The organism is Azospirillum sp. UENF 112521 (assembly GCF_058780665.1).
Window position 1 is genome coordinate 410233 of the sequence record NZ_JBSNCI010000002.1, and the last position, 23717, is coordinate 433949.

Sequence of the window (23717 nt, forward strand, 5' to 3'; positions counted from 1 at the left end):
CGGGATGATGAGACAGATGGCGGGAGCGGCCCTGCTGGCGGCGTCGCTGTCGGCTGGCCCACTGCTTCCCGCTGCCGCGCTGGCGGAGGAGAGCCCGTTCCTGCCGCCATCGGCCCGCCAGGACAATCTGGAGCGGCGCCTGCAACAGCGCATCGACACCGCGGTGTCCGGGCTGGAGGAGCGGGTCGCCAAGGCGATGATCGATGCCCTCGATGGGCGCACGCGCGACGGTGCCCTGCCGCGGGCGGTCGAGGATGCGCTGACCCGCCGGATGGCGGTGCCGGGCGGGACCTTGCCCGGTGGTGCCTCCGCCGGAGCGATGGCGCCGGGCGGACGCCGCCAGGGGGCGGCCCTGGCCGGCAGCCCGCCGGGGGCGCCGCCGCTGCCGCCGCTGCCCAACATGCCGGGGTCCGCCATGTCGGCGGCCGATCTGGTGCCGTCGGGCGCCACCTTCGTCGGCTGTCTCGACGGCCGCGCCTTTTTCCAGGACCGTGCCGGCACGCCGTTCCTGATCGACCCGCGCGCCTTCCCGGCGACGGGCGGGGGACCCGCCACATGCGCAAGATGACCGTGATCTGCAAGAGCGGCTTCCTGCTGCCCGCAATGCTGGGGCTGCTGGCCTCCTGTTCCCTGCCGGAGGTGGCCGAGCTGCCGAAGCGCGAGACGGTGGTCGCCGCCGCCGAACAGCGCCTGACCGAGGACAACTCCCCGGCGGTGACCGAGGTGCCGGTGGGCCGCGGCATGCTGGTCGCCCAATCCCTGCGCCAACCGCTGCCGGCCAGCCTCGCGGCGCGCCAGATCTCGGTCAGCTTCCCGTCGGGCGAGAACACGCTGGACCGGCTGACCAGTATGATGACCTATTCCGGCGTGCCGGTCGCCACCCGGTTCGAGGGCACCGACGGGGCGGCGATGCTGCGCCAGACCCTGCCGATCCGCGCCTTCACCGGCAGCTTCACCGATCTGGCCGGCGTGCTGGAGACCGGCATGGGCGTGGTGGCGTGGTGGCAGAACGGCACGCTGTTCCTCAGCAACCGCGACCGCTTCGCCTTCACCGTGCCGCAGAACCAGGCGGTCATCGATTCGGTGATGACCGACCTGAAGACGCTGGGCGCCACCGACATCACCCAGTCGCTGCGCGGCGGGCAGGTGGTCTTCTCCGCCTCGCCCACCGTCTACAGCGAGGTGATCCAGCCCTACATCGACCGGCTGCACCGCAACATGGCGATGGTGCGCATCCAACTGGCGGTGGTCAGCCTGGGCCTGACCGACCAGTCGGCCAGCGGCTTCGACTGGAACGCGCTGGCCTTGCAGTTCAACCGGCTGCAATCGGGTGCCACCACGACGACCACCAACGGGGCGACGACGGTCAACGGTGGGCTTGGCGGCACCGTCTCGGCGGGCCAGGCACCGATCTCCGTCAACATCTCCAACCCCGGCACGCTGCTGGGGGTCAGCGGCGTGTTCAATGTCGCCGGCGCCATCTCCTTCCTGTCGAAGTTCGGCAACACCGACACCCGCCAGAATGTCGAGGTGCACACCCTGTCGGGGGCGGAGGTGACGCTGCGCAGCGGCCAGACCATCCCCTATGTCACCGGGGTCGGCGTCACCGCCGTCGGCGGGCTCGGCACCACGACCGCCGCGACCGGCAACGCCGCGCTGAACTCGCCGGGAGTGGTGGGGTCGGCGCAGACCGGCACGGTCCAGACCGGGCTGACCATCAAGCTGACGCCGCATTTCGATGCCGACAACCAGATCGTCACCATCGACCTGAACCTGCTGCTGAACAACCTGATCGAGTTCCGCGACCTGAATGCCGGCAACCAGGTCGGCATCCTGACCCAGCCGGTGACGCAGGAGCAGGCGCTGAACGACATCGTGCGGGTGGTGGCCGGCAACACGGTTGTGCTGGGCGGCCTGCAGACCGACAGCCGCGGCTTCAGCGGCAACCAGCCGACGGTGACCCGCGGGGCGATCGACAAGGGGGTGATCGGCAAGCAGGCGCAGGACATCAGCAAGGACGCGCTTTTCCTGATCCTGCGGCCGACCGTGACGGTCTTCCGTCCGGCCGCACGCTGACGGGACGGCGGCGATGGCGTGGTTCGAGGTCAGGCTGCTCGCCGGCGGCCGTGCCCGCTCCATCGAGGTCGAGGCCGCCGACGAACGCCGCGCCCGCGATGCCATCAGCGGCCGGGGCCGCGTGCTGTCGGTGCGGCGACGGCTCAAGGTTGGCGGCTGGGGCCGGCCGCTCGACCGCAACGAACGGCACATCCTGTTCATCCGGCTGGCGGCGATGCTCGACTCGCGCGTCGGGCTGGCCGAGGCGCTGCGCCGCATCGCCGCCGCCTTCCGCGGGCGCATCCGCCGCACCGCCGAACGGATGGCCGACGCGGTGGAGCTGGGCGACGACCTTGCCGACGCCATGCTGCGCCAGCCGCGCAGCTTCCCACCGGTGCTGGTGGCGCTGGTGCGGGCCGGCGGCTTCGGCGAGGGCACGCCGGCGGCACTCCGCACCGCCGCCGAGTTCGAGCGGCAACTGGCCGGGGCGCGCCAGGGCTTCCGCTCCGGGCTGGCGCTGGCGGTGCTCTATGTCGTGACGTCGGGCGTGGTGATGGTCGGCACCTCCTTCGTCCTGACGCCGCTCCTGCTCGAGACCGAGGTGTTCCGGCGGGCGGGGGAGGAGGTGAATGTCGACTGGGTCTATCTGCTGTCGAACCTGACCACCGGGCTGGTCGCGATTGTGCTGGCCGTGCTCGCCGTGCTGGGCGGGCTGGCGACCGTCGGCCGGCGGGCCGCACCGGAACAGGTCGACCGGCTGGTGATGGGGATCCCGCTCTACCGCGACATCGCGCTCGGCATCCAGCACCATGTGATCTTCCGCGAGCTGTCGCTGCTGGTGGCCGGCGGCGTGCCGATCGACCGGGTGCTGCGGCTGACCGCCGACGGCGCCCCCGCCGGTGCGCTGGCCGCCGACCTCATTGATGCGACGCGGGCGGTCGCCGCCGGGCTGCCCTGGACCGACGCCATGCGGGCGCTGCCGGGCACCGACCGCGCCTCCATCGCCGCGGCGGAGAACCGGGTGGAACTGGCGCAGAGCCTGTCGGCGCTGGCCGAGCAATACCGCGACCTCTACCTGCACGCCGTCGCGGTGGCGGAACCGGTGCTGCGCGGCCTGTCCGTCGTGGTGGTCGGGGTGGCCGGCATCGTCATGTTCGGCCTGACCATCGTGCCGATCCTGCAACTCGCCGAGCACATCGCGCGGCAACCCTTTTAAGCCGAGGAAACTCCACCGCCATGACCGGCCCCCTCTTCGCCCCCGGATCGGCCCGCACCGCCTGCATCGCCCTGTCGGTCTGCGGCGTCCTGTTCGCCGGGGTCGGAGCGGCTTTGCATATCCGCAGCTATCTGCTGGGCGAGGCGGTGGCCGAGGGCGGCAGCCGGTCGGACGGCATCTGCCTGGGGGCGGCCCGCCGGATGGGCGGGGAACTGACGATGACGCCGGAGGGCTTGCGCGTCACGCTGCCGGACGCGGTCGACCAACGGACCTCGCTGACCGATGCGTCGGGCCTGCTGGCCTTCTGCCCGGACATGACGCTGTCCTATTTCTGCATGGGGCTGTCCTGCGGTCCCGGCGGCCAAGGTGGGAAGGTCGGCATGCAGGTGGAGCTGACGCGCAAGGCGCTTTAGCTGGGTTTGCTTGGTCTGGGCTTATTTGGGCTGGCTGGACAGTGACTTCGCGGCTTCGATGACGCGCCGCAGGTAGCGGGCGTGGAACTCCGGCGTGCGGCTGTGATAGTTGCCGACGGCGGTCCAGAAATTCTCCCAGCCGACGGCGTCGATCTCCCGCCGCAGGATCCAGGCGGTGACCCGGATGTTGTAGCAGGGGTCGAAGGTCAGCGCCTGCTGCACCACCTCCGGCGGGACGCGGCCGGCGGCGATCACCGGGAACCAGATGCTGTTGATCTGCCCCGGCCCGCAATCCTTGGTGCCGTTGCTGTTGGCCGAGCAGGCGCCGGGCGTGCCCTGTTCCACCGCCAGGATCAGCCGCAGCGCATCGGCCGGCACCTGCCATTCCACCGCCGCCATGTCCAGGCAGTGCGGCGGGACGGCGGCGATGCCCTTCGGCGCGCGGTCGGCCAGGGCCGGGGTTGCGGCAACCAGCAGCGCGGATGCCAGCAGTGCGGCAATATCGAAACGCACCCACCGTCTCACCCGATGCCTCCCCCCGCGACCAGACGCATGCATGAGAAGGCGGCGGCGCCCGCTAACAACCGGTTAATTCAAACGCATTGCATGGTTTCAAGTGAAACGATATGGTTTGCCCAACCGATCAATGACGGCCGTGCGTCCCTGGAGGGTTGGGGGTATCGGCCGCGCCTGTGGAGAAAACGGATGTCCAAGAACTTCGCTTCGCACGCCGACCTGGACGAGAAGACCGTCAGTTTCGACAAGCTGTCGGACAACGCCTATGCCTACACGGCGGAGGGCGATCCCAACACCGGCATCGTCATCGGCGACGATGCGGTGATGGTGATCGACACCCAGGCGACGCCGGTGATGGCGCAGGATGTCATCCGCCGCATCCGCGAGGTCACCGACAAGCCGATCCGCCATGTCGTGCTGTCGCATTACCATGCGGTGCGCGTGCTGGGCGCCTCGGGCTATGCGCCGGAGCAGATCATCGCCAGCGAGGACACCCGCGACCTGATCGTCGAGCGCGGCGAGGCCGACATGGCGAGCGAGATCGGCCGCTTCCCCCGCCTGTTCCGCGCCGTCGAGTCCGTCCCCGGCCTGACCTGGCCGACCATCACCTTCCGTGGCCACATGACGATGTGGCTGGGTTCGCTGGAGGTGCAGTTGCTGCAACTCGGCCGTGGCCACAGCAAGGGCGACACGGTGGTGTGGCTGCCGCAGCAGAAGATCCTGTTCTCGGGCGACCTCGTCGAATATGGCGCCACGCCCTATTGCGGCGACGCCTATTTCACCGACTGGCCGGCGACGCTCGACGCCCTCGCCGCGCTGAAGCCGGAGAAGCTGGTGCCCGGCCGCGGTGCCGCCCTGACCACGGCGGAACAGGTGCAGGAGGGGCTGCGCGGCACCCGCGCCTTCACCAGCGACCTGTTCGAGCTGGTCAAGCAGGGGGTCGCGGCCGGCAAGGACCTCCGCGCCATCTACAAGGACACCTACGCCGCGCTGAAGCCGAAATTCAGCCACTGGGTGATCTTCGACCATTGCATGCCGTTCAACGTCACCCGCGCCTATGACGAGGCGACCGGCCATGTCGATCCGCGCATCTGGACCGCCGAGCGCGACATGGAGATGTGGCGCCAGCTGGAGGGCTGACGCCACCTTTACCTATCCTCACGCGGTGACGATCAGGCGGACATGACGCTTGCGGCCGGCCGACAGCACGGCCGGCGCGGTCAGCGTCGCCGCCTCGTCGGTCACCGGCCGGCCGTCCCGCCGGGCGCCGCCCTCGCGGATCAGGCGGCGCGCCGCCCCCTTGGAGGCCGACAGGCCGGCCGCCACCAGCGCATCGACCAGCGGCACGCCGCCGGTCCCCTCGGCAAGCCGCAGGATGACTTCCGGCAGTCCGTCGCCATTGGGGGCGAAGGGGCTGCCGGCCGCCGACGCCGCCCGTTCCGCCTCCACGGCGCCATGGCATAGGCGGGTCGCCTCGGTCGCCAGGACGATCTTCGCCTCGTTGATCTCAGCACCCCCCAGCCGCTCCAGCCGGGCGATCTCGTCGAGCGGCAGTTCGGTGAACAGGCGCAGGAAACGGCCGACATCGGCGTCCTCGGTGTTGCGCCAGAACTGCCAGAAATCGAAGGGCCTCAGCGCGTCGGCGTTCAGCCACACCGCACCGCCGGCGGTCTTGCCCATCTTGGTGCCCGACGCCGTGGTCAGCAACGGCGTGGTCAGACCGAACAGCTCGCGCCGCTCGACCCGGCGGGCCAACTCGATGCCGTTGACGATGTTGCCCCACTGGTCGGACCCGCCCATCTGCAACAGGCAGCCGTGGCGGCGCGACAGCTCCAGGAAATCATAGGCCTGGAGGATCATGTAGTTGAACTCCAGGAAGGTCAGCGGCTGCTCGCGCTCCATCCGCTGGCGCACCGACTCGAAGCTCAGCATGCGGTTGATGGTGAAATGGCGGCCGACGTCGCGCAGGAAGGGGACGTAGTCCAGCCCGTCCAGCCAGTCGGCATTGTCGACCATGACGGCGTCCGCCGGGCCGTCCCCGAAGGTCAGGTACTGGCCGAAGACGCTGCGCAGGCCGGCGGCGTTCGCGGCGATCTGCGCCTCGTCCAGCATCGGGCGGCTGGTGTCGCGGAAGCTGGGATCGCCGATCCGGGTGGTGCCGCCGCCGATCAGCACGATGGGGCGGTTGCCGGTGCGCTGAAGCCAGCGCAGCGCCATGATCGACAGCAGATGCCCGACATGCAGGCTGGCCGCCGTGGCGTCGTAGCCGACATAGGCGGTCAGCGCCCCGCCCGGCGCCGCGGCGGCGAGGCCCGACAGGTCGTCGGCCGGATCGCTGCAGTGATGGAGGAAGCCGCGCTCGCGCAGGATGCGCAGGAACTCGGCAGCATTGGACTGGGTCGGCATCGAAGACGTCTCTACGGTTGGCCGGGCCGTCCGGAGACTGTCTCTGTATGGGGAGAGAACCATGGCCGCCGGACTTGCGACGGCATGGTTTCGGGTATGACCGATCGACGCCGCGCTATGTGAGCGGCGGATAATACATCGGGGCAGTGAGGGCGATGCGGTCGGTCATGGCGCACTCCCTACACCGGCATGAGGGAAAAATCCAGCCTTGGACGATCACTTCCGTCCAAGCATCTGGCGGCGGGCGATGGCCCGGTGCAGCTGCATGCGTTGCGACACCGTGCGCAGGCGGGTGCTGCGGGCGCCGGGGGCGAACAGACCGTCCAGGTTCTGGCCGAACATCTCCCAACTGCGCAACGGGCCGGTGTCGATGTGCAGGAAGTGGGAGCGCGGATACCAGCCCACCCCGCCGCGCTTCAGGTCGAGCGCGCTGCGGTGCGCATCGGGCAGGCGCGACGGCAGGGTGACGTCCAGCGCGCGGCCCAGCAGGTGCTGGCTGTGCTCCGCCACGCCCAGGCTGCGGGCGGCCAGCATGGCGTTGGTTTCCGGCGTGCGGAAGGCCGACAGGATGGTCGCCTTGGACTGGCCCACCGCCTCCAGGATATCGGCCAGGAAGTCGAGCGTGCCGACGTCGACCGGCCCCTCCTTGTTGGCGCGGTGGTCGCGCAGGAATTTGCCGAGGTCGGCCATCGCGTCGGGCAGCGGGCCGTCGGCGTCGCGGTAGGGGCCGTCGAAGGTCTCGCCGGTGTGCTGGTTGGTCAGGGTCAGGCGGCGCGGGGCGGCGGGGGCGGCCATCGCGCGGTCGGACATCAGCACCAGGGCTCCGCAGCCGATCAGCAGGCTGCGGCGCTTCAGGGAGAGGGGCGAGGAGGACATGCGGTCGGTCGATCTTTCGGCGGGGCAGCGTCAGGTCAACAAAATGGCGACCGATTCGCAAATGCAAAGTGGCGGCGCATGGCGCGGCTGCATGGCAAGCAGGGGATGAGGAGCGGGTTACAGCAGGCGCTGCGCCTTGAAGCTGGTGTGCCGGCCGCCCTTGCCGATCACCAGATGGTCGTGCACGACAAGCCCCACGGCGTTGGCGGCGCGGACGATCTCCTTGGTCATCTCAATGTCGGCGCGGCTGGGGGTGGGGTCGCCGGAGGGGTGGTTGTGCACCAGGATCACGGCGGCGGCCGACAGCTCCAGCGCGCGCTTCACCACCTCGCGCGGGTAGACCGGGGTGTGGTCGATGGTGCCGCGCTGCTGCACCTCGTCGGCGATCAGCTTGTTCTTGCGGTCGAGGAACAGCAGGCGGAACTGCTCGGTCGGCTCATGCGCCATGGCGGCGGCGCAATAGTCGATCAGCGCCTGCCAGGAGGCCAGCACCGGCCGGTCGATCACCCGCTGCTGCAAGGCGCGCAGGGCCGCCGCCCCGACGATGCGAACGGTGGCGACGGCATTGTCGGTGCCGAGCGACACGCCGTCCGCCTTCAGGCCGCGCAGCCGTTCCGGTGGGGCGTTGACCACCCCCCACAGGTCGCCGAAGGTCCGGATCAGCAGCTTGGCCAGCGGCCTCACATTGCGCCGCGGGCTGGCGGCGAACAGCACCATCTCCAGCAGCTCGTAATCCTCCAGCGCGTCCGGGCCGCGGTCGAGGAAGCGGCGGCGCAGCCGTTCGCGATGGTCGAGATAATGGGGATCCTCGGCGGCGGCCTCATCGTCGGCGTCGCCAGCGGCATCGGGGGCGGGATCGGGGGTGGAGCCGGCGGTCGAGGCCAGCAGGTCGGGGAAGGGCAGGAGGCCGGCGCCTTGGCCGGCATCGTCCATTTCCGCTCCGCCTGCCGCACGTCCGGTCTTCCGGCCGCGTCCTGTCGTCTTGCGTTCTGCCATCGCCCATCGCCATGCATATGTATGGCAAAGACTATAGCGTCTGGATGCGCGAGCGCACAGGGGCGGCGCTCGCATGGGTGGAGAAAGACGGCCGCGGGATCAGTCGGCGAGGCCGGGCTGGCTGCGTCCATGGCGGCCCGGCAGCATGCGGGCCAGCACGCCGTCGCGGCGGACGAAATGGTGCCACAGCGCCGCTGCCGCATGCAGGGCGGCAAGGGCAAGGATCAGGTTGGCGCCAAGCTCGTGGATCTCCTTCACCGAGCGGCCAAGCGTGCGGTCGGCCTCGACGGGGGAGGGGATGGTGAACAGGCCGAAGAAGGTCAGCGTGTCGCCGCGCAGCCAGGTCAGCACCACGCCCACCAGCGGGATCGCCAGCATCAGGGCGTAGAGGCCGAAATGGACGAGTTGCGAGGCGCCGCGTTCGGCCGGCGTCATCTCCGGCGGCAGGGCGGGGGTGCCGCGGGTCAGGCGCAGCACGATCCGCGACAGCACCAGCCCGAGCAGGCCCAGGCCGAAGGAGATGTGCAGCCACCAGATCGTGGCCCGCATGGGGTGCCCGCGCTCGTAGAAATCCTCGCCGAAGGTCAGCAGATAGAGGCCGACGATCAGCAGGGCGATCAGCCAGTGCAGGGTTTTCTGGGTGGTGCTGTAGGTGGTGGGCATCTGGAACGCGCCTCCGTTCAGGCGGTGATGTTGAGCGTGCGGCCGCGGTTGGGGTCCGCCGGCAGGCTGGGGGTGGCGCTGCGCTGCTCGGTGGACTGGGCGCTGGCGCTCTCGCGGGTGTCGTTGTCGCGGTCGCCGTCGCTGTCGATCCCGGCCGTGGCCGTCGCGGTCGCGGACGGGCGGCTCTGGAGCGGTGACGGCATCGTCGGCAGGGCGGTCGGGGAGGTGGCGGACAGCATCGGCGGTCTTCCTGGCAGGGGCGGAAAGTCCCCACCGGTCTAGACCGCCAAGCTTACAGGGGGCTTACGGCGGGCTCACAGGGGGGCTTGCGGCACACCCGCGGCAGCCGGAATCGGACGGGCTGCGTCGCTTCGCCGCGGCATGGGCGGGAAATGCAGGGTGAAGGTGGCGCCGCCGCCGGGGGTGTCCTCGACCGCGATGCCGCCGCCATGCGCCTGCATGGTGCGCGCGACGATGGACAGGCCCAGCCCGGCCCCGCCTGTTCCGTCAACATGCGTTCCGGCGCCGTGGCGGCTGTCGCGCCCGCCCTGCCAGAAGCGCTCGAACACGCGGGTCCGCTGGTCCGGCGGGATGCCGGGGCCGCGGTCGATCACCCGCAGCAGCGGCCCGCCGTCGGCGGACTGCGCCAGCTCCAGGCTGACCGTGCTGCCGGCCGGGGCATGGCAGACGGCGTTCTCCACCAGATTGCGCAGGGCGCGGAACAGCGGGTCATGTGCGCCACGCACCGGCAGCGCCCGCTCGTCGCCGATCACCTCGATCAGGCGGCCCTTGCCGAGCGCCAGCGGGGCGAGATGGGCGGCGGCCTCCACCGCAAGCCGGGACAGATCGACCGACTCGTCGGGGGCGATGCGCAGGGCGTCCAGCCGCGCCAGATCGAGCAGCTGGTCGACCAGCCGCGCCATGCCGGCGACATCCTCGCGAATCGGGGCGCCCGCGGCGCCGATCAGCGCCAGATGGGCGTCCAGCACCGCCAGCGGCGTGCGCAGCTCGTGCGCGGCGTCGGCGATGAAGCCGCGCTGCGCCTCGTAACCGGCCTCCAGCCGGTCGAGCGCCTGGTTGACGGCGCGGACAAGCGGCAGCACCTCGCGCGGCATGCCCTGCTCCGGCAGCCGTTCCGACACGCTGTCCGGTCCGATCTCGGCAGCACGGGCCGAGGCGCGGCGCAGCGGGCGCAGGCCGCGGTGGATGATGACCAGATTGACGATGATCAGCACCAGGGCGAAGGGCAGCCAGATCCAGCCGAAATGCTCGACGAACTCCTCTAGCAGCCATTCGATGTGCAGCTCCTCCTCGCCGGAGGCCACCTGGATCCAATAGGCCCGGCCGCCGACCTCGATGCGGTGGCTGAGGCCGTAGAGCGGCGGCTCGCCGTTCTGCGCCGGCACGCGGAAGACGCTGCGCGGCCGTTCGGTCGCGCCAGGGTCGAGCGGACCGTCGACACCGCTGGAGCCGAGCAGCAGCCGGCCCCCGCCATCGACCAGGGCGAAGGAGGCGGCATTCACCCGCAGCATCGCCTGGACCGGCTCGGACAAAGTGGTGTTCAGCGTGCCGTCGGGGCCGCGCACCGCCTTCTCGATCACGCGGGCGACGCCGGACAGGGTGCGCTGGCGCATCCGGTCGTGGGTGCCCTTGAACTCGACATAGAGCAGCAGCGCCGTGGTGGCGACCGCCAGCAGCGTGACCAGCACCAGCCAGCGTGCAATGGAGGCCAGCAGCGACGGCGGGCGCCCTTTGTCCGCGCCGCCGCTCATTGCCCGCTCTCCGTGCCGGCCTCCGCCCCCTTCTCCGCAGGCACTTCGGTCAGGATGTAGCCGATGCCGCGCAGGGTCTGGACGCCGGCGGTGGCGCCCGCGGCAAGCAGCCGCTTGCGCAGCCGGTGGATCAGCACCTCGACCGCATTCGACCCGACCTCCTCGCCGAAGCCGTAGAGGCCGTTCTCCAGCGCCGCCTTCGACACCACCCGGCCGGCGCGGCGCAGCAGCAGTTCCAGCGCGTCCAGCTCGCGCCGGCTGAGGTCCAGCGGCCTGCCGGCGACGCTGGCCAGCCGGGCCGCCGAATCGAAGGCGAGGTTCCCCTGTTGCAGCACCATGCCCAGCGCCGCCCCCGGCCGGCGCAGCAGGGCGCGGATGCGGGCGACCAGCTCCTCCAGCGCGAAGGGCTTCACCAGATAATCGTCGGCCCCCAGATTCAACCCCCTGACCCGGTCGTCCACGCAATCGCGGGCGGTCAGGATCAGCACCGGGGTGGCGTCGGCGCGGGCGCGCAGGGCCGACAGCAGCGTCAGCCCGTCGGCATCGGGCAGTCCGAGATCGAGCAGCACGGCATCGAAGCCGGTGACGGCCAGGGCGGCCGACGCATCCTCCGCACTGTGGACGAGGTCGACGGCGAAGCCGGCCTTGCCCAGCCCTTCGGCGGTCAGGGCGGCCAGCCGGCGGTTGTCTTCGATCAGCAGCAGCCGCAAAGGGAAATTCCCGGAACCGGTGGGCGGGTGGCCGCGACTCTCCGCCTTTTGCCGCGCGGCTGCAAGCCGGGCAACAAAAAGGGCCTTCCCCGGCATGCCGGCGGAGGAAGGCCCCTTGCCGTCGCACTCAGACGATGGCGGTGTCCGGGATGGTTCCGGTCAGCACGGCGCGGACATTGTCGGCGATCATATGGCCGGTGCGGACGCGCGCCTCGTCGGTGGTGGCGCCGATGTGCGGGGTCAGGATCAGGTTCGGCACGCCCTGGAACGGGTTGTCGGCCGGCAGCGGCTCCGTCGCATAGACGTCGAGCAGGGCGCCGCCGAGATGGCCGCTCGTCAGCGCCGCCGCCAGTGCGGCCTCGTCGACGATGCCGCCGCGGGCGACGTTGACCAGGATGGTGCCGGGCTTCAGCCGGGCGATCACCTCGGCACTCACCAGATTGTGGGTGTCGGGCGTGTAGGGCAGGTGGAGCGACAGCGCGTCGGCACTGTCCCAGATGCGGTCGAACGACACCTTCTCCACGCCCATGCGGGCCCAGACCGGATCGTCGGCCGGCACATGCGGGTCGGCGGCGATCACCGTCATGTCCAGCCCCTGGGCACGGCGGGCGACATGGCGGCCGATGCGGCCGAAACCGACGATGCCCAGAATCTTGCCCGACACCTCACGCCCGATCAGCCGGCCGCGCGGCCATTTGCCGGCGGCCACGTCCGGCGTCGCGAAATAGGTGGTGCCGCGCACCAGCATCATCAGGCCGGCGATCGCCAGCTCCGCCACCGACACCTCGTTGGCGCCGGTGGCCGGCAGGACGGCGATGCCGCGCTGCTGGCAGGCCGGCACGTCGATGTTGTCCAGCCCGACGCCCAGCCGGCCCACCGCCTTCAGGTTGGGGAAGGCGTCGAAGAAGGCGCCGCGGATCTCCGTCTCGTTGCGGATGCAGATGGCGCGGGCGTCGCGGCCCATCGCATACAGCTCGTCCAGGCGCTTATAAAGGGTCTCGTCGTAATGGACGTCGAAGTCGCGGCGCAGCTCGTCCACGGCGCTGGGCTGCATGAATTCGGAAATGATGATGTCGGGCATGGCGGGGGACTTCGCTGGAGGGGGCGGTCGGCGGGCGGGTCAGAGCGCGATGTTGGCGGCGTCGAGATAGGGCTTCAGGTTCAGAAGCTCGATGGTCGTCTCGCCGGCTTCCAGCTTGTGGCGGTAGGCCTCTTCCGCGGCCTCGCGGGCGGCGGCCTTCGCAAGCGTGTCGGCAGCCAGATCCTGCGGCACCACCACCACGCCGTCGTCGTCGGCGACCACGATGTCGCCCGGCGAGACCATCACGCCGCCGACCACGACCGTCGTGTTGACGTCGCCCTTGGCGTCGGTTTTGTTGGTGCCCTTCATGTTGGTGCCGCGGCAGAAGACCGGGAAGCCCATGTCGCGGATGGCGGTGGCGTCGCGCACGCAGCCGTCGATCACCAGCCCGCCCAGACCGCGGGCGATGGCCGACGCGGTCAGGATGTCGCCCCAGGGGCCGGCATCGGTCATGCCCTTGAAATCCACCACCAGCACGTCGCCGGGCTTGGCCAGCGCCACCGCGATGTGGATCATCAGGTTGTCGGTCGGCCCGCAGGACACGGTCAGCGCCGGACCGCACAGCCGCATGCCGGGGAACAGCGGCTTGATCGGGTAGCCCATGGCGCCCTTCTTGCCCATGGCCTCGTGCAGGGTGGCGGGGGCCTGGGCACGCAGCGCCTCCAGCGTCACGGCGTCGGGACGGGCGAAATCCTTGTGAACGGTCATGCCGGGAACAGCCTTTCGCGAATGAACGGCATCCGGTGCGGCGTGCCCCGGACGATCCTTATGACGGGTGAATCACGACGGATAGACAAGTATTAGAATATTTTGCTGTAACTGAGAACATCGAAACGGAGGTTGATTGCTGGAAAATCGCCTCTACGATGGGTCGTGCCGCAAGAAGGCGCCAGAACGGTGTCTGATGATCGATAAAAAGCAATTGGAAGATGCCGCATCCGCAGGATCGGCGGTTCCCGGGGCGGTTCCGGGTACAACGCTGGATCGTGGTCCCGGCCGTGGCGCGGATGCGAACCGAAGGAGGCGATGTATGGATATGAAGGCGCATTCCACCGTTCAGGATGGATCGACAGGACCCGCCGCCGCGGCTGGAATCGGCCGGTTTGGCGCCTTGTCGCACGGGTTCCTGTCGCGCGGGCTGGGGCGGCTGTCGGCGGCCGCCGGGATTGTCGCCACTGGGGCCGCCGCCGGGCTGGCGGCGGTCATCGCGCTGGCGGCGCCGGGTGCTGCCCTGGCCGCCTATCCGGAGAAGCCGATCAGCCTGATCGTCGGCTATGCCGCTGGCGGCGGGTCCGATTTCATCGTCCGGTCGCTCGCCCCCTTCATCGAGAAGGAGCTGGGCGGCAGCGCCCGGGTGATCGTGATGAACCGTCCGGGTGCGGGCGGCGAGATCGGCTTCGCTGCCATCGCCGACGCCACCCCCGACGGCTACACCATCGGCCTCATCAACTCGCCCAACGTCGTGACGATCCCCATCGAGCGGCATGCGCGCTTCTCGCTCGACCGGCTCGACCCGCTCTACAATCTGGTCGACGATCCCGGCTCCTTCGTCGTCCACAAGGACAGCCCGTTCCAGACGCTGGCCGACGTCGCCGCCTTCGCCAAGGCCAACCCCAACAATGTGACGGTCGGCACCACCGGCATCGGCTCCGACGACCATCTGGCGATGCTGATGTTCCAGCGCCTGACCCAGACCCAGCTGACCCATGTGCCTTTCCCGGGCAGCGCCGACGCCCACCGCGCCCTGCTGGGCCGGCATATCCAGGTCACTTCGATGAACATCGGCAAATCGGCGCGGGCCCGTGAAGGCGACCCGATCCGCATCCTGGGCGTGATGACCGAAAAGCGGTCGGAGCAGGCCACCGACGTGCCGACCTTCAAGGAACTCGGCTTCGATGTGAAGATGTCGTCGCTGCGCGGCCTCGCCGCCCCGATGGGCCTTCCGCCGGAGGTGCGGACCCGGCTGGTCGACGCCATCGCCAAGGCGGTCCAGCATCCGGAGTTCCAGGACATCGCCCGCAAGGCCTACCAGCCGCTGCGCCTGCTGCCCTCCGACCAGTATGCGGCGGAGCTGAAGACCCAGGAGGCGACCTTCCGCACCATCTGGAAGGAGACGCCCTGGCTGAAGTGAGGGGCTGACGAAGGGATCGTGAGTTTTTCAAAACGATAAAGGGCGCCGGTGCAAGCCGGCGCCCTTTCCTTATCGTCCGAACCCTGCGGGGGCTCTTACTTCAGCCACGGGTTGGTGGCCCACAGCTCGCGCAGCTCCTTGGTCGACTCGGCCAGTTCGGCGGCGTACTGGTCCGGCGCCAGCAGGCGGATCGGCTGGTACAGCTCCTTCGCCTTGGCCTGGAAGCCCGGATCGTTGGCGGCCTTGCCCAGCGCGTCGACCAGCTTGGTCCGCACCTCCGGCGGCAGACCCTTCGGCGCCGCGATGCCGCGCAGCGACGACATCAGCGCGTTGAAGCCCTGCTCCTTGAAGGTGCCGACGCCGGGGGCCTGCTCCACCTTCTTCTCGGCCATCACGCCCAGGACGGCGATCGGGTCCTTCTGCTTGTACTGCATCGCCTCGCCGATGTTCACGGCGCTCAGCATGATCTTCTTGTTGGCCAGCGCCGCCTCGTTGGCGGCGGAGCCCTGGAAGGGCACATGGGTGAAGGTCACGCCGGCCTGGCGCTGGAACACCAGCATCGCCAGATGGTCGTCGGAGCCGATGCCGGTGGTGCCGACCGTCACACCGTTCGGGTTGGCCTTGGCGAAGGTGACGACGTCGGTCAGCGTCTTGAACTGACCTTCGGTGTTGACCGCGAAGGAGCTGGGATCGTCGACCAGATTGTAGAGCGGGTCGAGGCGGTCCAGCGAATAGCGGGCCTGGCGCTCGATCGGGATGGCGTTGACGTTCGGCGAGTTGATGGCGCCGATGGTGTAGCCGTCGGGGGCGGCGTCGGCGATGGCGGCAAAGCCGATCTCGCCGCCGGCACCGGGCTTGTTCACCACCTCGACCCGGCTGCCCTCACCCAGCTGCTTTTCCAGGAAGGGTGCCAGGGCGCGAATCAGCAGATCGGTGCCGCCGCCGGCGCCGAAGGCCACGATCATCGTGACCGGCTTCTCCGGATAGGCCGCCTCGGCGTTCGTGGCCGACATGAACAGCGCGCCGGCCGCGGCTGCCAGAGAGAGAGCTTTCCAGAACTTCATGATCCCCCCATCGATGATGCGCTGCGCAGGCGACCGCATGCGGCGTGCCATGCGCGGAACGGGACGGAGTCCGGGCCGATCCGGCACGAATCGACAACCTTTCCGACGGGATCGGCTGTAATCATGCGCGATGGCGGTCCGGATGCCGCTGAATATCTGAGGATGTTCCTACATCAGCAAGAACAGCCCTTCAACTCCGCAGCATACGATTTCGGATCGTCGCGTCAATACACCGCAGAATATTGCGAAGGATTGATGAAGCTATCAGGGTGTCATAAGTAAATACTGTGTATCGGCTCGATTGTGTGGCAGTTTTTGTTGGATTTTTTTGGGGAGGGCAAAGTCGAGAATCGTGGGCGGACAGTCATCTCCGGCCCGCCGCCCATCGGCGCCGTCTAACGCGAAGTTGTATATCTTCCATACAGTTTGCTGGACCGTCCCATGGATTTCTCTTTATTGGAGAGATGGTATCAGCATTATGTCCCATAAATATCCTATGCCCATCCGTCCTCCCGCATCTGTCGTTCCGGCGGGGTGGATGGGGCGGCAAAGGCTGAGCGGCAGGGAGGTGCTTTTCGGAGCGTTCCCGAGCGTTGACAGTCGGTGGGCACCGCACTATGGTGCGCGCCTTCAATCGAGCCGCCGAGCGTTCAGGAACAGCATCATGAAAATCGTCAACTCCCTGAAGTCGATGAAGACGCGCCATAAGGCCTGCCGCGTGATCCGCCGCAAGGGCCGCGTCTACGTCATCAACAAGCAGAACCCCCGTTTCAAGGCCCGCCAGGGCTGATCGATCCGCAAGGGTCGATCGACTGCGAGGCCGGGCATCGCGCCCAGCTTCCCGTCATCGGGTGTTTACGCAAGAGCCGCGCCTTCGGGTGCGGCTCTTGCGTTTTGTGGCCTGCGCTTTCCGCAGGATGCTTCCGGCCGGATGGGGCGGGAGCGGCATCGTCTTGTCTTACGGTTGCGGCGGATGGTACGTGTGGCGGACGAGTTCGCCGCAACGGGATAAGGACCGCCCGCCATGAAGATGCCGGTGCCGGACAGCGGGGTGATCGCCCGCCGCCGGGAGATCGTGGAGGCGTTGCGCGCCATCGTTCCCGGCGAAGGCGTGATCGTCGACGAGAACGAGCTGCGCGCCTACGAGTGCGACGGTCTGACCGCCTACCGCCAGCTGCCGATGGTCGCCGTGCTGCCCAGCACGGTGGAGCAGGTTTCGCAGGTCCTCAAAGCCTGCAAGGCGATGGGGGTGAAGGTGGTGCCGCGCGGCGCCGGCACCTCGCTGTCGGGCGGCGCCCTGCCGCTGGCCGACGGCGTGCTGCTCGGCATGGGCAAGTTCAAGCGCATCCTCGACATCGACTATGCGAATCGGTGTGCCACCGTGCAGCCGGGGGTGACCAACCTCGGCATCTCCAACGCCGTCGCGCATGAGGGCTTCTATTACGCCCCCGACCCGTCCAGCCAGATCGCCTGCACCATCGGCGGCAACATCGCCGAGAATTCCGGCGGCGTGCACTGCCTGAAATACGGGCTGACCACCAACAATGTGCTGGGGCTGGAGATGGTGCTGATGGACGGCACCATCCTGCGGCTGGGCGGCAAGCATCTGGACGCCGGCGGCTACGACCTGATGGGCATCGTCACCGGGTCGGAGGGGCTGCTCGGCGTGGTGACCGAGGTCACGGTGCGCATATTGAAGAAGCCGGCGACCGCTCGCGCGGTGCTGCTCGGCTTTCCCAGCAGCGAGCAGGGCGGCGACTGCGTGGCGGCGATCATCGCCGCCGGCATCATCCCCGGCGGCATGGAGATGATGGACCGCCCGGCCATCCATGCGGCGGAGGCCTTCGTCCATGCCGGCTATCCGCTGGACGTCGAGGCGCTGCTGATCGTCGAACTGGACGGCCCGGCGGCGGAAGTCGACCATCTGATCGACCGGGTCGAGGCGATCGCGCGGGACAAGGGCGCCTGCTACGCCCGCGTGTCGAAGAGCGAGGAGGAGCGGCTGGCCTTCTGGGCCGGGCGCAAGGCCGCCTTCCCGGCGGTGGGGCGCATCAGCCCCGATTACTACTGCATGGACGGCACCATCCCGCGCAAGGCGCTGCCGCTGGTGCTGCAACGGATGCAGGAGATGTCGGACCGCTGCGGCCTGCGCGTCGCCAACGTCTTCCATGCCGGCGACGGCAACTTGCATCCGCTGATCCTCTACGATGCCAACAAGCCGGGCGAGCTGGAGGCGGCGGAGGAGTTCGGCAACAGCATCCTGCGCCTGTGCGTCGAGGTCGGCGGCGTGCTGACCGGCGAGCATGGCGTCGGCGTCGAGAAGCGCGACCTGATGACCGACCAGTTCGACGAGGCCGACCTCCAGCAGCAGCAGCGGCTGAAATGCGCCTTCGACCCCGACGGGCTGCTGAACCCCGGCAAGGTCTTCCCCACGCTGCACCGCTGCGCCGAGCTTGGCCGGCTGCATGTCCACCAGGGGGAGCTGCGCTTCCCCGACATCCCGCGCTTCTGAGGGGCCGCTGTCAGCCATGACCATCACCACCTTGAAGCCGGAAACCACAGCACAGGTGACCGACGCGGTGCGCTGGGCGCTGTCGGCCAATGAGCCGCTGGAGATTCTCGGCAGCGGCAGCCGTCGCGGGCTGGGGCGCCCGGTGCAGGCCGGCCACGCGCTCGACCTGTCGGGCCTGTCCGGCGTCATCGCCTACGAGCCGGAGGAACTGGTGCTGACCGCGCTTGCCGGCACGCCGATGGACCTGATCCGCTCCATGTTGGCGGACCGCGGCCAGCATCTGGCCTTCGAGCCCCCCGAAGGAGGGACGCTCGGCGGGCTGGTCGCCAGCGGGCTGGCCGGGCCGCGCCGCATATCGGCGGGATCCGCCCGCGACCACACGCTGGGCATTGCCGGTGTCAGCGGCCGGGCCGAGGCCTACAAGGGCGGCGGCAAGGTGGTGAAGAACGTCACCGGCTATGACGTGCCCAAGCTGATGGCGGGGTCGTTCGGCACCCTGACCGCGCTGACCGAGATCACGGTGAAGGTGCTGCCGGCGCCCGAGGACAGCGCGACGCTGCTGCTGTCCGGGCTGGACGATGCGGCGGCGGTGGCGATGCTCGACCGCGCGCTGCGCAGCCCCTACGAGGTGTCGGGCGCCGCCCATCTGCCGGCGGGGATCGCCGCGCGGTCGGGCGTGGCCGCGGTGTCGGGGGCGGGCGGGGCGGTGACGCTGGTGCGGTTGGAGGGGTTCGGCCCGTCGGTCGCCGCGCGCGTCGCCATGCTGCGCGAGGAACTGCGGGCCGATGCCGTGCTGGGTCGCGACGAGTCGCTGGCGGTCTGGCGCGAGGTGCGGGACGGGGCGGGGCTGGAAGCCTGCTTGGGGGAGGGTGGCGACGCCCATCTCTGGAAATTCTCGGTTCCCCCGTCGGCCGGCCCCGCCACAGTCGAAGCCATCCGCCGGACGCGCGACGTCGAGGTCTTCTACGACTGGGGCGGCGGGCTGGTCTGGCTGGCGGCACCGCCCGACTCAGGTGCCGCGATCCGTGGTGCGCTCTCCGCCGGCGGCCATGCCACGCTGGTGCGGGCGCCCGAGTCGGTGCGCGCGGCGACGGACGTGTTCCAGCCCTTGCCCGAGCCGCTGATGGCGCTCAGCCGCCGGGTCAAGGAGAGCTTCGACCCCAAGGGCATCCTCAACCCCGGCCGCATGTATGCGGGTCTGTAACGGGAAGACCGATCTCGATGCAAACCAACTTCTCGCTGGCCCAGCTGGCCGACGCCGCGATCCGCGACTCGGAGCAGATCCTGCGCAAATGCGTGCATTGCGGCTTCTGCACCGCGACCTGCCCGACCTACACCATCCTGGGGGACGAGCTGGACAGCCCGCGCGGCCGCATCTACCAGATCAAGGACATGCTGGAGAAGGGCGGCCCGCCGCCCGAAACCACGGTCAAGCACATCGACCGCTGCCTGTCCTGCCTGTCCTGCATGACGACCTGCCCGTCGGGCGTCCATTACATGCATCTGGTCGATCACGCCCGCGCCCATATCGAGGCCACCCACAGCCGCCCGCCGGCCGACCGGGCGGTGCGCGACCTGATCGCGCGGGTTCTGCCCAACCCGCGGCTGTTCCGCATGGCGCTGCTCGGCGCCTCCTTGGGCAGGCCCTTCCGCGCGATGCTGCCCAAGCGGCTGTCCGCTATGCTGGCGCTTACCCCGTCCAGCGTCCCGGTGCCGAGCTACAGCGACCGGCCCGGCGTCCATCCGGCGGAAGGACCGCGGAAGAAGCGTGTCGCCCTGCTGATCGGCTGTGCCCAGCAGGTGCTTGCCCCACAGATCAACGAGGCGACCATCCGTCTGCTGACCCGCCACGGGGTCGAGGTGGTGGTGTCGAAGGGTGCCGACTGCTGCGGCGCCTTGACGCACCATATGGGCAAGGAGGATCTCGCCCACGCCGCCGCGAAGAAGACCATCGACGCCTGGACGAAAGAGATCGAGAGCGGGGAACTCGACGCCATCGTCATCAATGCATCGGGCTGCGGCACCAGCGTGAAGGATTACGGCCACATGTTCCGCGAGGATGCGGCCTATGCCGCCAAGGCGGCACGGGTGGCCGGTCTCGCCAAGGATGTCACCGAGCTGATGGACGAGATCGGGCTGGCCCGGCCGGTGGTGGAGACCGGGCAGGTCATCGCCTACCACTCCGCCTGCTCCATGCAGCACGGCCAGCGCATCAAGGAGCCGCCGCGCGCCCTGCTGCGCGCCGCCGGATTCCTGGTGAAGGAGATCCCCGACGCGCATCTCTGCTGCGGATCGGCCGGCACCTACAACATGCTGCAGCCGGAACTGGCGGGAGAGCTGCGCACCCGCAAGGTCGCGGCCATCGAGAGCACCCAGCCCCAGGCGGTGGCGGCCGGGAATCTCGGCTGCATCGCCCAGATTGCCGGCGGGACGGGACTGCCGGTGGTCCATACGGTGGAACTGCTGGACTGGGCGACCGGCGGCCCGATGCCGGATGCGCTGGCCGGACGCCCGGCCTTCCGGCAGGGTGGGGTGCGGGCGGCCTGACCATCGGGGCGGGGAGAAGAGGGCGTGCACGACAGCGTGGGCGGAACCGGGGGGTTTCGTACCCCCACAATTCTGTGTTTATCTGCGTCCAACTGTGTCAGAAAATCCGCCCGCCTCACCGCCTATCGTTCCAGCCCCCGCCCCGTTCAGGTCATCGCCTTGTCCTCGCCACCCACGGAAAACATCGGCATGAGCGCCGCCTACGGAATCACCCATCGCCTGTCGGCCTGGGGCGTTCACATCTTCACGGCCAGCGGCGCCGTGCTGGGGCTGCTCGGCCTTCTCGCGGCGGCGGCGGGCGATGCGAAGCTGTGCCTGATGTGGCTGGGCATCGCCCTGGTCGTCGACGGCGTCGACGGCACGCTGGCCCGGCGCGTCTCGGTCAAGCAGGTGCTGCCGGGCATCGACGGCTCGGCGCTGGATCTGGTGATCGATTACCTGACCTATGTCGTGGTGCCGGCGGTGTTCATGCACCGCTTCGGCCTGCTGCCGGAGGGGCTGGTCAGCATCGCGCTTGCCGCCTGGGTGCTGCTGACGGCGCTCTACTGCTTCGCCAATGTCGGGATGAAGAGCGGCGACAATTATTTCGTCGGCTTTCCGGCGATCTGGAACGTCGTGGCCCTCTATCTCTGGCTGCTCGACCTCAATCCCTGGTTCAACGCGGCCGTCGTGGTGGCGCTGGGGCTGCTGACCTTCACCACGGTCAAGTTCCTGCATCCCTTCCGCGTCAAGGCGCTGATGGCGCTGAACATCGCGGTGACCACCGTCTGGCTGCTCTGCTGCATCGCGCTGGTGGTGGTGGAGCCGGCGCGGCCGGGCTGGCTGTTCGGCCTGTGGCTGGCGACCTCGGTCTATTACGCCGCGGTCTGCGCCTGGCGGACGCTGCGCGGTCCTTGATGGCGCGCTAAAGGGAGCCCTGGGGGGAACCGCCGCGGCGGATGGACGTTGCTCATGCGCAAATCCGTCCGCTTCAGCGAAGGGGTCCCGTTTTGGCCGAAGGCTCCACCAAGGTCGTGCTCGCAGCGCTCGGCGGCAACCTGATGATCGCGCTGACCAAGTTCGTCGCCGCCGCGATGACCGGCAGCGCCGCCATGTTCAGCGAGGCGATCCATTCCGTCGTCGACAGCGGCAACCAGCTTCTGCTGCTCTACGGCATCCGCCGCGCCCGCCGTCCGCCGACGCCCCAGCATCCCTTCGGCCATGGGCGCGAGGTGTATTTCTGGTCCTTCGTCGTCGCGGTCCTGCTGTTCGGCATCGGTGCCGGCCTGTCCATCTATGACGGCTGGCACGCGCTGTCCCATCCGGAGCCGGTGCAAAGCCCCTGGGTGAATTTCGCCGTTCTGGGCTTCGCCGTGCTGTTCGAGGGTTTTTCCTGGATCGTCGCGCTGCGCGAGTTCCGCCGCGGCCAGAGCGGCGTCGGCATCCTGTCCGCCGTCCACCGCTCGAAGAACCCGTCGGTCTTCGTCGTGCTGCTGGAGGACACCGCGGCGCTGATCGGCCTGCTGCTGGCCGGCATCGGCCTGACGCTGGGCGAGGTGACCGGCAACCCGATCTTCGACGCCTACGCCTCCATCGCCATCGGCGTGGTGCTGGCGGTCGTCGCGGCGCTGCTGGCCTACGAGTCGAAGGGGCTGCTGATCGGCGAGTCGGCCGACCGCCGCGTCGTCGAGGGTATCCGCCGCATCGTCGGCGAGGAGGCGCGGGTGAAACGCCCGCTCGACGTGCTGACCATGCATATGGGCCCCGACGACGTGCTGCTGAACCTGTCGGTGGAGTTCCAGGACAGCCTGAACGCCCGCGAGGTGGAGGATGCCGTCTGCTCGCTGGAAAGCCGCATCCGCAGCCAATATCCGATCATCCGCCGCATCTTCGTCGAGGCCGAGTCGCTGCGCGCCCGCCGCGGCCGCGACGCTGACGGAACCGCCCCGGTTCAGGGGCTTCCGCCCCATGGAATGCCGGCCGAGTGATGGCGCAACCGGCCGGGCACCCGATCCGGATCGGCACGGCGGGCTGGAGCATCCCGAAGCTCTCGGCCGCCGCCTTTCCCGTGGACGGCACCCATCTGGAGCGCACCGCCCGCGTCATGCCGATGACCGAGGTGAACAGCAGCTTCTACCGTCCGCACAAGCCGGAAACCTGGGCGCGCTGGGCGGCCTCCACCCCGCTGGGCTTCCGCTTCGCGGTGAAGCTGCCCAAGGCGATCAGCCACGACGCCCGGCTGGTGGGCGCGGAGGCGGCGCTCGACCGTTTCCTGGCCGAGGCGGGGATGCTGGGCGACCGTTTCGGTCCGCTGCTGGTCCAACTGCCGCCCAGCCTGCGCTTCGACCGCGCGGTGGTGGAGGGTTTCTTCACGCTGCTGCGCACCCGGTTCGACGGTGACGTCGTGTGCGAGCCGCGCCATGCCAGCTGGTTCACCGATGCGGCAGAGGCATTGCTGGTCTCCCACCGCGTCGCCCGCGTCGCTGCCGATCCCGCCCCGGTGCCGGGAGCGGGCGAGCCGGGCGGTTGGGATGGCTTGCGCTATTGGCGGCTGCACGGATCGCCGGTGATGTACCGCTCCGCCTACGAACCGGCGGTGCTGGACGCGCTGGCCGAGAGGCTGGCGGCGGAGGCGGCGCTGCGACCGGTCTGGTGCGTCTTCGACAACACCGCCGACTTCCATGCCGTCGACGACGCGCTGGCGACGATGGCGCGGCTGCGAGCGCTCCAGTCCTGAAACGGGTGTCGGTCATAGGTGGAATTCTCCAATGGGGGAGCCT

Annotated in this window: 24 protein-coding genes; 13 read left to right on the forward strand and 11 right to left on the reverse strand. The window is 69.4% G+C overall.

The features are described 5' to 3' along the window. Window positions 1–16 precede the first annotated feature (16 nt). The 4 genes from ACWPN8_RS04150 to ACWPN8_RS04165 are packed head-to-tail and all read left to right on the forward strand — an operon-like array spanning window position 17 to window position 3684. Entirely contained in the window at window positions 17–568 is a 552-nt protein-coding gene (locus tag ACWPN8_RS04150; protein WP_492239988.1) for a hypothetical protein, read from the forward strand. Continuing rightward, complete coding sequence (locus ACWPN8_RS04155; RefSeq protein ID WP_492239989.1) at window positions 556–2076, forward strand: type II secretion system protein GspD; 1521 nt, start codon at window positions 556–558, stop codon at window positions 2074–2076. The genes ACWPN8_RS04150 and ACWPN8_RS04155 overlap by 13 nt, the downstream gene beginning before the upstream one ends. 13 nt (window positions 2077–2089) lie before the next feature. Further along, window positions 2090–3271 carry a type II secretion system F family protein gene (locus ACWPN8_RS04160; protein ID WP_492239990.1) on the forward strand — a complete coding sequence of 394 codons (1182 nt, stop codon included), beginning with the start codon at window positions 2090–2092 and terminating at the stop codon, window positions 3269–3271. 20 nt (window positions 3272–3291) lie between these two features. After that, window positions 3292–3684, forward strand: a complete 393-nt coding sequence (locus ACWPN8_RS04165; protein WP_492239991.1) for a hypothetical protein — start codon at window positions 3292–3294, stop codon at window positions 3682–3684. A gap of 21 nt (window positions 3685–3705) precedes the next feature. Here ACWPN8_RS04165 and ACWPN8_RS04170 read toward each other — a convergent pair whose 3' ends face one another. After that, window positions 3706–4197, reverse strand: a complete 492-nt coding sequence (locus ACWPN8_RS04170) for a lytic transglycosylase domain-containing protein (protein ID WP_199237678.1) — start codon at window positions 4195–4197, stop codon at window positions 3706–3708. 192 nt (window positions 4198–4389) lie between these two features. Here ACWPN8_RS04170 and ACWPN8_RS04175 point away from each other — a divergent pair, with 192 nt between their 5' ends. Further along, complete coding sequence (locus ACWPN8_RS04175) at window positions 4390–5340, forward strand: MBL fold metallo-hydrolase (RefSeq protein ID WP_492239992.1); 951 nt, start codon at window positions 4390–4392, stop codon at window positions 5338–5340. A gap of 18 nt (window positions 5341–5358) precedes the next feature. Here the strand turns inward: ACWPN8_RS04175 and tyrS are convergent, their stop codons facing one another. From tyrS to ACWPN8_RS04220, 9 genes are all read right to left on the reverse strand, one after another. Beyond that, window positions 5359–6606, reverse strand: a complete 1248-nt coding sequence (gene tyrS / locus ACWPN8_RS04180; RefSeq protein WP_492239993.1) for a tyrosine--tRNA ligase — start codon at window positions 6604–6606, stop codon at window positions 5359–5361. Window positions 6607–6822: 216 nt separating this feature from the next. Then, window positions 6823–7482 (reverse strand): YcbK family protein, encoded by a 660-nt coding sequence (locus ACWPN8_RS04185; RefSeq protein WP_098740568.1) that lies wholly within the window; start codon window positions 7480–7482, stop codon window positions 6823–6825. A 117-nt stretch (window positions 7483–7599) separates the two neighbouring features. Further along, complete coding sequence (gene radC / locus ACWPN8_RS04190; RefSeq protein ID WP_247873178.1) at window positions 7600–8415, reverse strand: RadC family protein; 816 nt, start codon at window positions 8413–8415, stop codon at window positions 7600–7602. 162 nt (window positions 8416–8577) lie between these two features. After that, window positions 8578–9141: a cytochrome b gene (locus ACWPN8_RS04195; RefSeq protein ID WP_492239994.1), complete on the reverse strand. Its 564-nt coding sequence runs from the start codon at window positions 9139–9141 to the stop codon at window positions 8578–8580. Between the two features lie 17 nt (window positions 9142–9158). Then, a complete protein-coding gene (locus ACWPN8_RS04200; protein WP_109449915.1) occupies window positions 9159–9380 on the reverse strand; it encodes a hypothetical protein in 222 nt (73 codons plus the stop codon). Between the two features lie 75 nt (window positions 9381–9455). Beyond that, a complete protein-coding gene (locus ACWPN8_RS04205) occupies window positions 9456–10913 on the reverse strand; it encodes a sensor histidine kinase (RefSeq protein ID WP_492239995.1) in 1458 nt (485 codons plus the stop codon). Continuing rightward, the gene (locus ACWPN8_RS04210) at window positions 10910–11623 is read right to left on the reverse strand and encodes a response regulator transcription factor (RefSeq protein ID WP_492239996.1); all 714 of its coding nucleotides are present in this window, start codon (window positions 11621–11623) and stop codon (window positions 10910–10912) included. The genes ACWPN8_RS04205 and ACWPN8_RS04210 overlap by 4 nt, the downstream gene beginning before the upstream one ends. A 127-nt stretch (window positions 11624–11750) precedes the next feature. Further along, a complete protein-coding gene (locus ACWPN8_RS04215) occupies window positions 11751–12704 on the reverse strand; it encodes a hydroxyacid dehydrogenase (RefSeq protein WP_492239997.1) in 954 nt (317 codons plus the stop codon). A gap of 39 nt (window positions 12705–12743) precedes the next feature. Continuing rightward, entirely contained in the window at window positions 12744–13412 is a 669-nt protein-coding gene (locus ACWPN8_RS04220) for a 4-carboxy-4-hydroxy-2-oxoadipate aldolase/oxaloacetate decarboxylase (protein ID WP_109449924.1), read from the reverse strand. Between the two features lie 403 nt (window positions 13413–13815). Between ACWPN8_RS04220 and ACWPN8_RS04225 the strand changes: the two genes are divergently transcribed. Beyond that, window positions 13816–14835 carry a tripartite tricarboxylate transporter substrate binding protein gene (locus ACWPN8_RS04225; RefSeq protein WP_492239998.1) on the forward strand — a complete coding sequence of 340 codons (1020 nt, stop codon included), beginning with the start codon at window positions 13816–13818 and terminating at the stop codon, window positions 14833–14835. A gap of 95 nt (window positions 14836–14930) precedes the next feature. On the opposite strand, the gene ACWPN8_RS04230 is transcribed toward ACWPN8_RS04225, so the two are convergent. Continuing rightward, window positions 14931–15899: a tripartite tricarboxylate transporter substrate binding protein gene (locus ACWPN8_RS04230; protein WP_109453081.1), complete on the reverse strand. Its 969-nt coding sequence runs from the start codon at window positions 15897–15899 to the stop codon at window positions 14931–14933. Between the two features lie 664 nt (window positions 15900–16563). Here ACWPN8_RS04230 and ykgO point away from each other — a divergent pair. From ykgO to ACWPN8_RS04265, 7 genes are all read left to right on the forward strand, one after another. Beyond that, window positions 16564–16689: a type B 50S ribosomal protein L36 gene (gene ykgO, locus ACWPN8_RS04235; protein ID WP_012973122.1), complete on the forward strand. Its 126-nt coding sequence runs from the start codon at window positions 16564–16566 to the stop codon at window positions 16687–16689. 234 nt (window positions 16690–16923) lie between these two features. After that, window positions 16924–18411 carry an FAD-linked oxidase C-terminal domain-containing protein gene (locus ACWPN8_RS04240; RefSeq protein ID WP_492239999.1) on the forward strand — a complete coding sequence of 496 codons (1488 nt, stop codon included), beginning with the start codon at window positions 16924–16926 and terminating at the stop codon, window positions 18409–18411. A gap of 16 nt (window positions 18412–18427) precedes the next feature. Beyond that, window positions 18428–19615: a glycolate oxidase subunit GlcE gene (gene glcE / locus ACWPN8_RS04245; RefSeq protein WP_492240000.1), complete on the forward strand. Its 1188-nt coding sequence runs from the start codon at window positions 18428–18430 to the stop codon at window positions 19613–19615. A 17-nt stretch (window positions 19616–19632) separates the two neighbouring features. Beyond that, the gene (gene glcF / locus ACWPN8_RS04250; protein ID WP_492240001.1) at window positions 19633–20958 is read left to right on the forward strand and encodes a glycolate oxidase subunit GlcF; all 1326 of its coding nucleotides are present in this window, start codon (window positions 19633–19635) and stop codon (window positions 20956–20958) included. Window positions 20959–21147: 189 nt separating this feature from the next. Further along, complete coding sequence (gene pcsA, locus ACWPN8_RS04255) at window positions 21148–21855, forward strand: phosphatidylcholine synthase (protein ID WP_109449934.1); 708 nt, start codon at window positions 21148–21150, stop codon at window positions 21853–21855. A 92-nt stretch (window positions 21856–21947) separates the two neighbouring features. After that, on the forward strand, window positions 21948–22925 hold the full coding sequence (locus ACWPN8_RS04260) for a cation diffusion facilitator family transporter (protein WP_109449937.1): 978 nt from the start codon (window positions 21948–21950) through the stop codon (window positions 22923–22925). Beyond that, a complete protein-coding gene (locus ACWPN8_RS04265; RefSeq protein WP_109449939.1) occupies window positions 22925–23674 on the forward strand; it encodes a DUF72 domain-containing protein in 750 nt (249 codons plus the stop codon). The genes ACWPN8_RS04260 and ACWPN8_RS04265 overlap by 1 nt, the downstream gene beginning before the upstream one ends. The last annotated feature ends 43 nt before the right edge of the window (window positions 23675–23717 follow it).

Coding starts and splice junctions, on each gene's coding strand:
- ACWPN8_RS04150 (WP_492239988.1), top strand. CDS start 17: ATGGCGGGAGCGGCCCTGCTGGCGGCGTCGCTGTCGGCTGGCCCACTG.
- ACWPN8_RS04155 (WP_492239989.1), top strand. CDS start 556: ATGCGCAAGATGACCGTGATCTGCAAGAGCGGCTTCCTGCTGCCCGCA.
- ACWPN8_RS04160 (WP_492239990.1), top strand. CDS start 2,090: ATGGCGTGGTTCGAGGTCAGGCTGCTCGCCGGCGGCCGTGCCCGCTCC.
- ACWPN8_RS04165 (WP_492239991.1), top strand. CDS start 3,292: ATGACCGGCCCCCTCTTCGCCCCCGGATCGGCCCGCACCGCCTGCATC.
- ACWPN8_RS04175 (WP_492239992.1), top strand. CDS start 4,390: ATGTCCAAGAACTTCGCTTCGCACGCCGACCTGGACGAGAAGACCGTC.
- tyrS (WP_492239993.1), bottom strand. CDS start 6,606: ATGCCGACCCAGTCCAATGCTGCCGAGTTCCTGCGCATCCTGCGCGAG.
- ACWPN8_RS04185 (WP_098740568.1), bottom strand. CDS start 7,482: ATGTCCTCCTCGCCCCTCTCCCTGAAGCGCCGCAGCCTGCTGATCGGC.
- radC (WP_247873178.1), bottom strand. CDS start 8,415: ATGGACGATGCCGGCCAAGGCGCCGGCCTCCTGCCCTTCCCCGACCTG.
- ACWPN8_RS04195 (WP_492239994.1), bottom strand. CDS start 9,141: ATGCCCACCACCTACAGCACCACCCAGAAAACCCTGCACTGGCTGATC.
- ACWPN8_RS04200 (WP_109449915.1), bottom strand. CDS start 9,380: ATGCTGTCCGCCACCTCCCCGACCGCCCTGCCGACGATGCCGTCACCG.
- ACWPN8_RS04205 (WP_492239995.1), bottom strand. CDS start 10,913: ATGAGCGGCGGCGCGGACAAAGGGCGCCCGCCGTCGCTGCTGGCCTCC.
- ACWPN8_RS04215 (WP_492239997.1), bottom strand. CDS start 12,704: ATGCCCGACATCATCATTTCCGAATTCATGCAGCCCAGCGCCGTGGAC.
- ACWPN8_RS04220 (WP_109449924.1), bottom strand. CDS start 13,412: ATGACCGTTCACAAGGATTTCGCCCGTCCCGACGCCGTGACGCTGGAG.
- ACWPN8_RS04230 (WP_109453081.1), bottom strand. CDS start 15,899: ATGAAGTTCTGGAAAGCTCTCTCTCTGGCAGCCGCGGCCGGCGCGCTG.
- ykgO (WP_012973122.1), top strand. CDS start 16,564: ATGAAAATCGTCAACTCCCTGAAGTCGATGAAGACGCGCCATAAGGCC.
- ACWPN8_RS04240 (WP_492239999.1), top strand. CDS start 16,924: ATGAAGATGCCGGTGCCGGACAGCGGGGTGATCGCCCGCCGCCGGGAG.
- glcE (WP_492240000.1), top strand. CDS start 18,428: ATGACCATCACCACCTTGAAGCCGGAAACCACAGCACAGGTGACCGAC.
- glcF (WP_492240001.1), top strand. CDS start 19,633: ATGCAAACCAACTTCTCGCTGGCCCAGCTGGCCGACGCCGCGATCCGC.
- pcsA (WP_109449934.1), top strand. CDS start 21,148: ATGAGCGCCGCCTACGGAATCACCCATCGCCTGTCGGCCTGGGGCGTT.
- ACWPN8_RS04265 (WP_109449939.1), top strand. CDS start 22,925: ATGGCGCAACCGGCCGGGCACCCGATCCGGATCGGCACGGCGGGCTGG.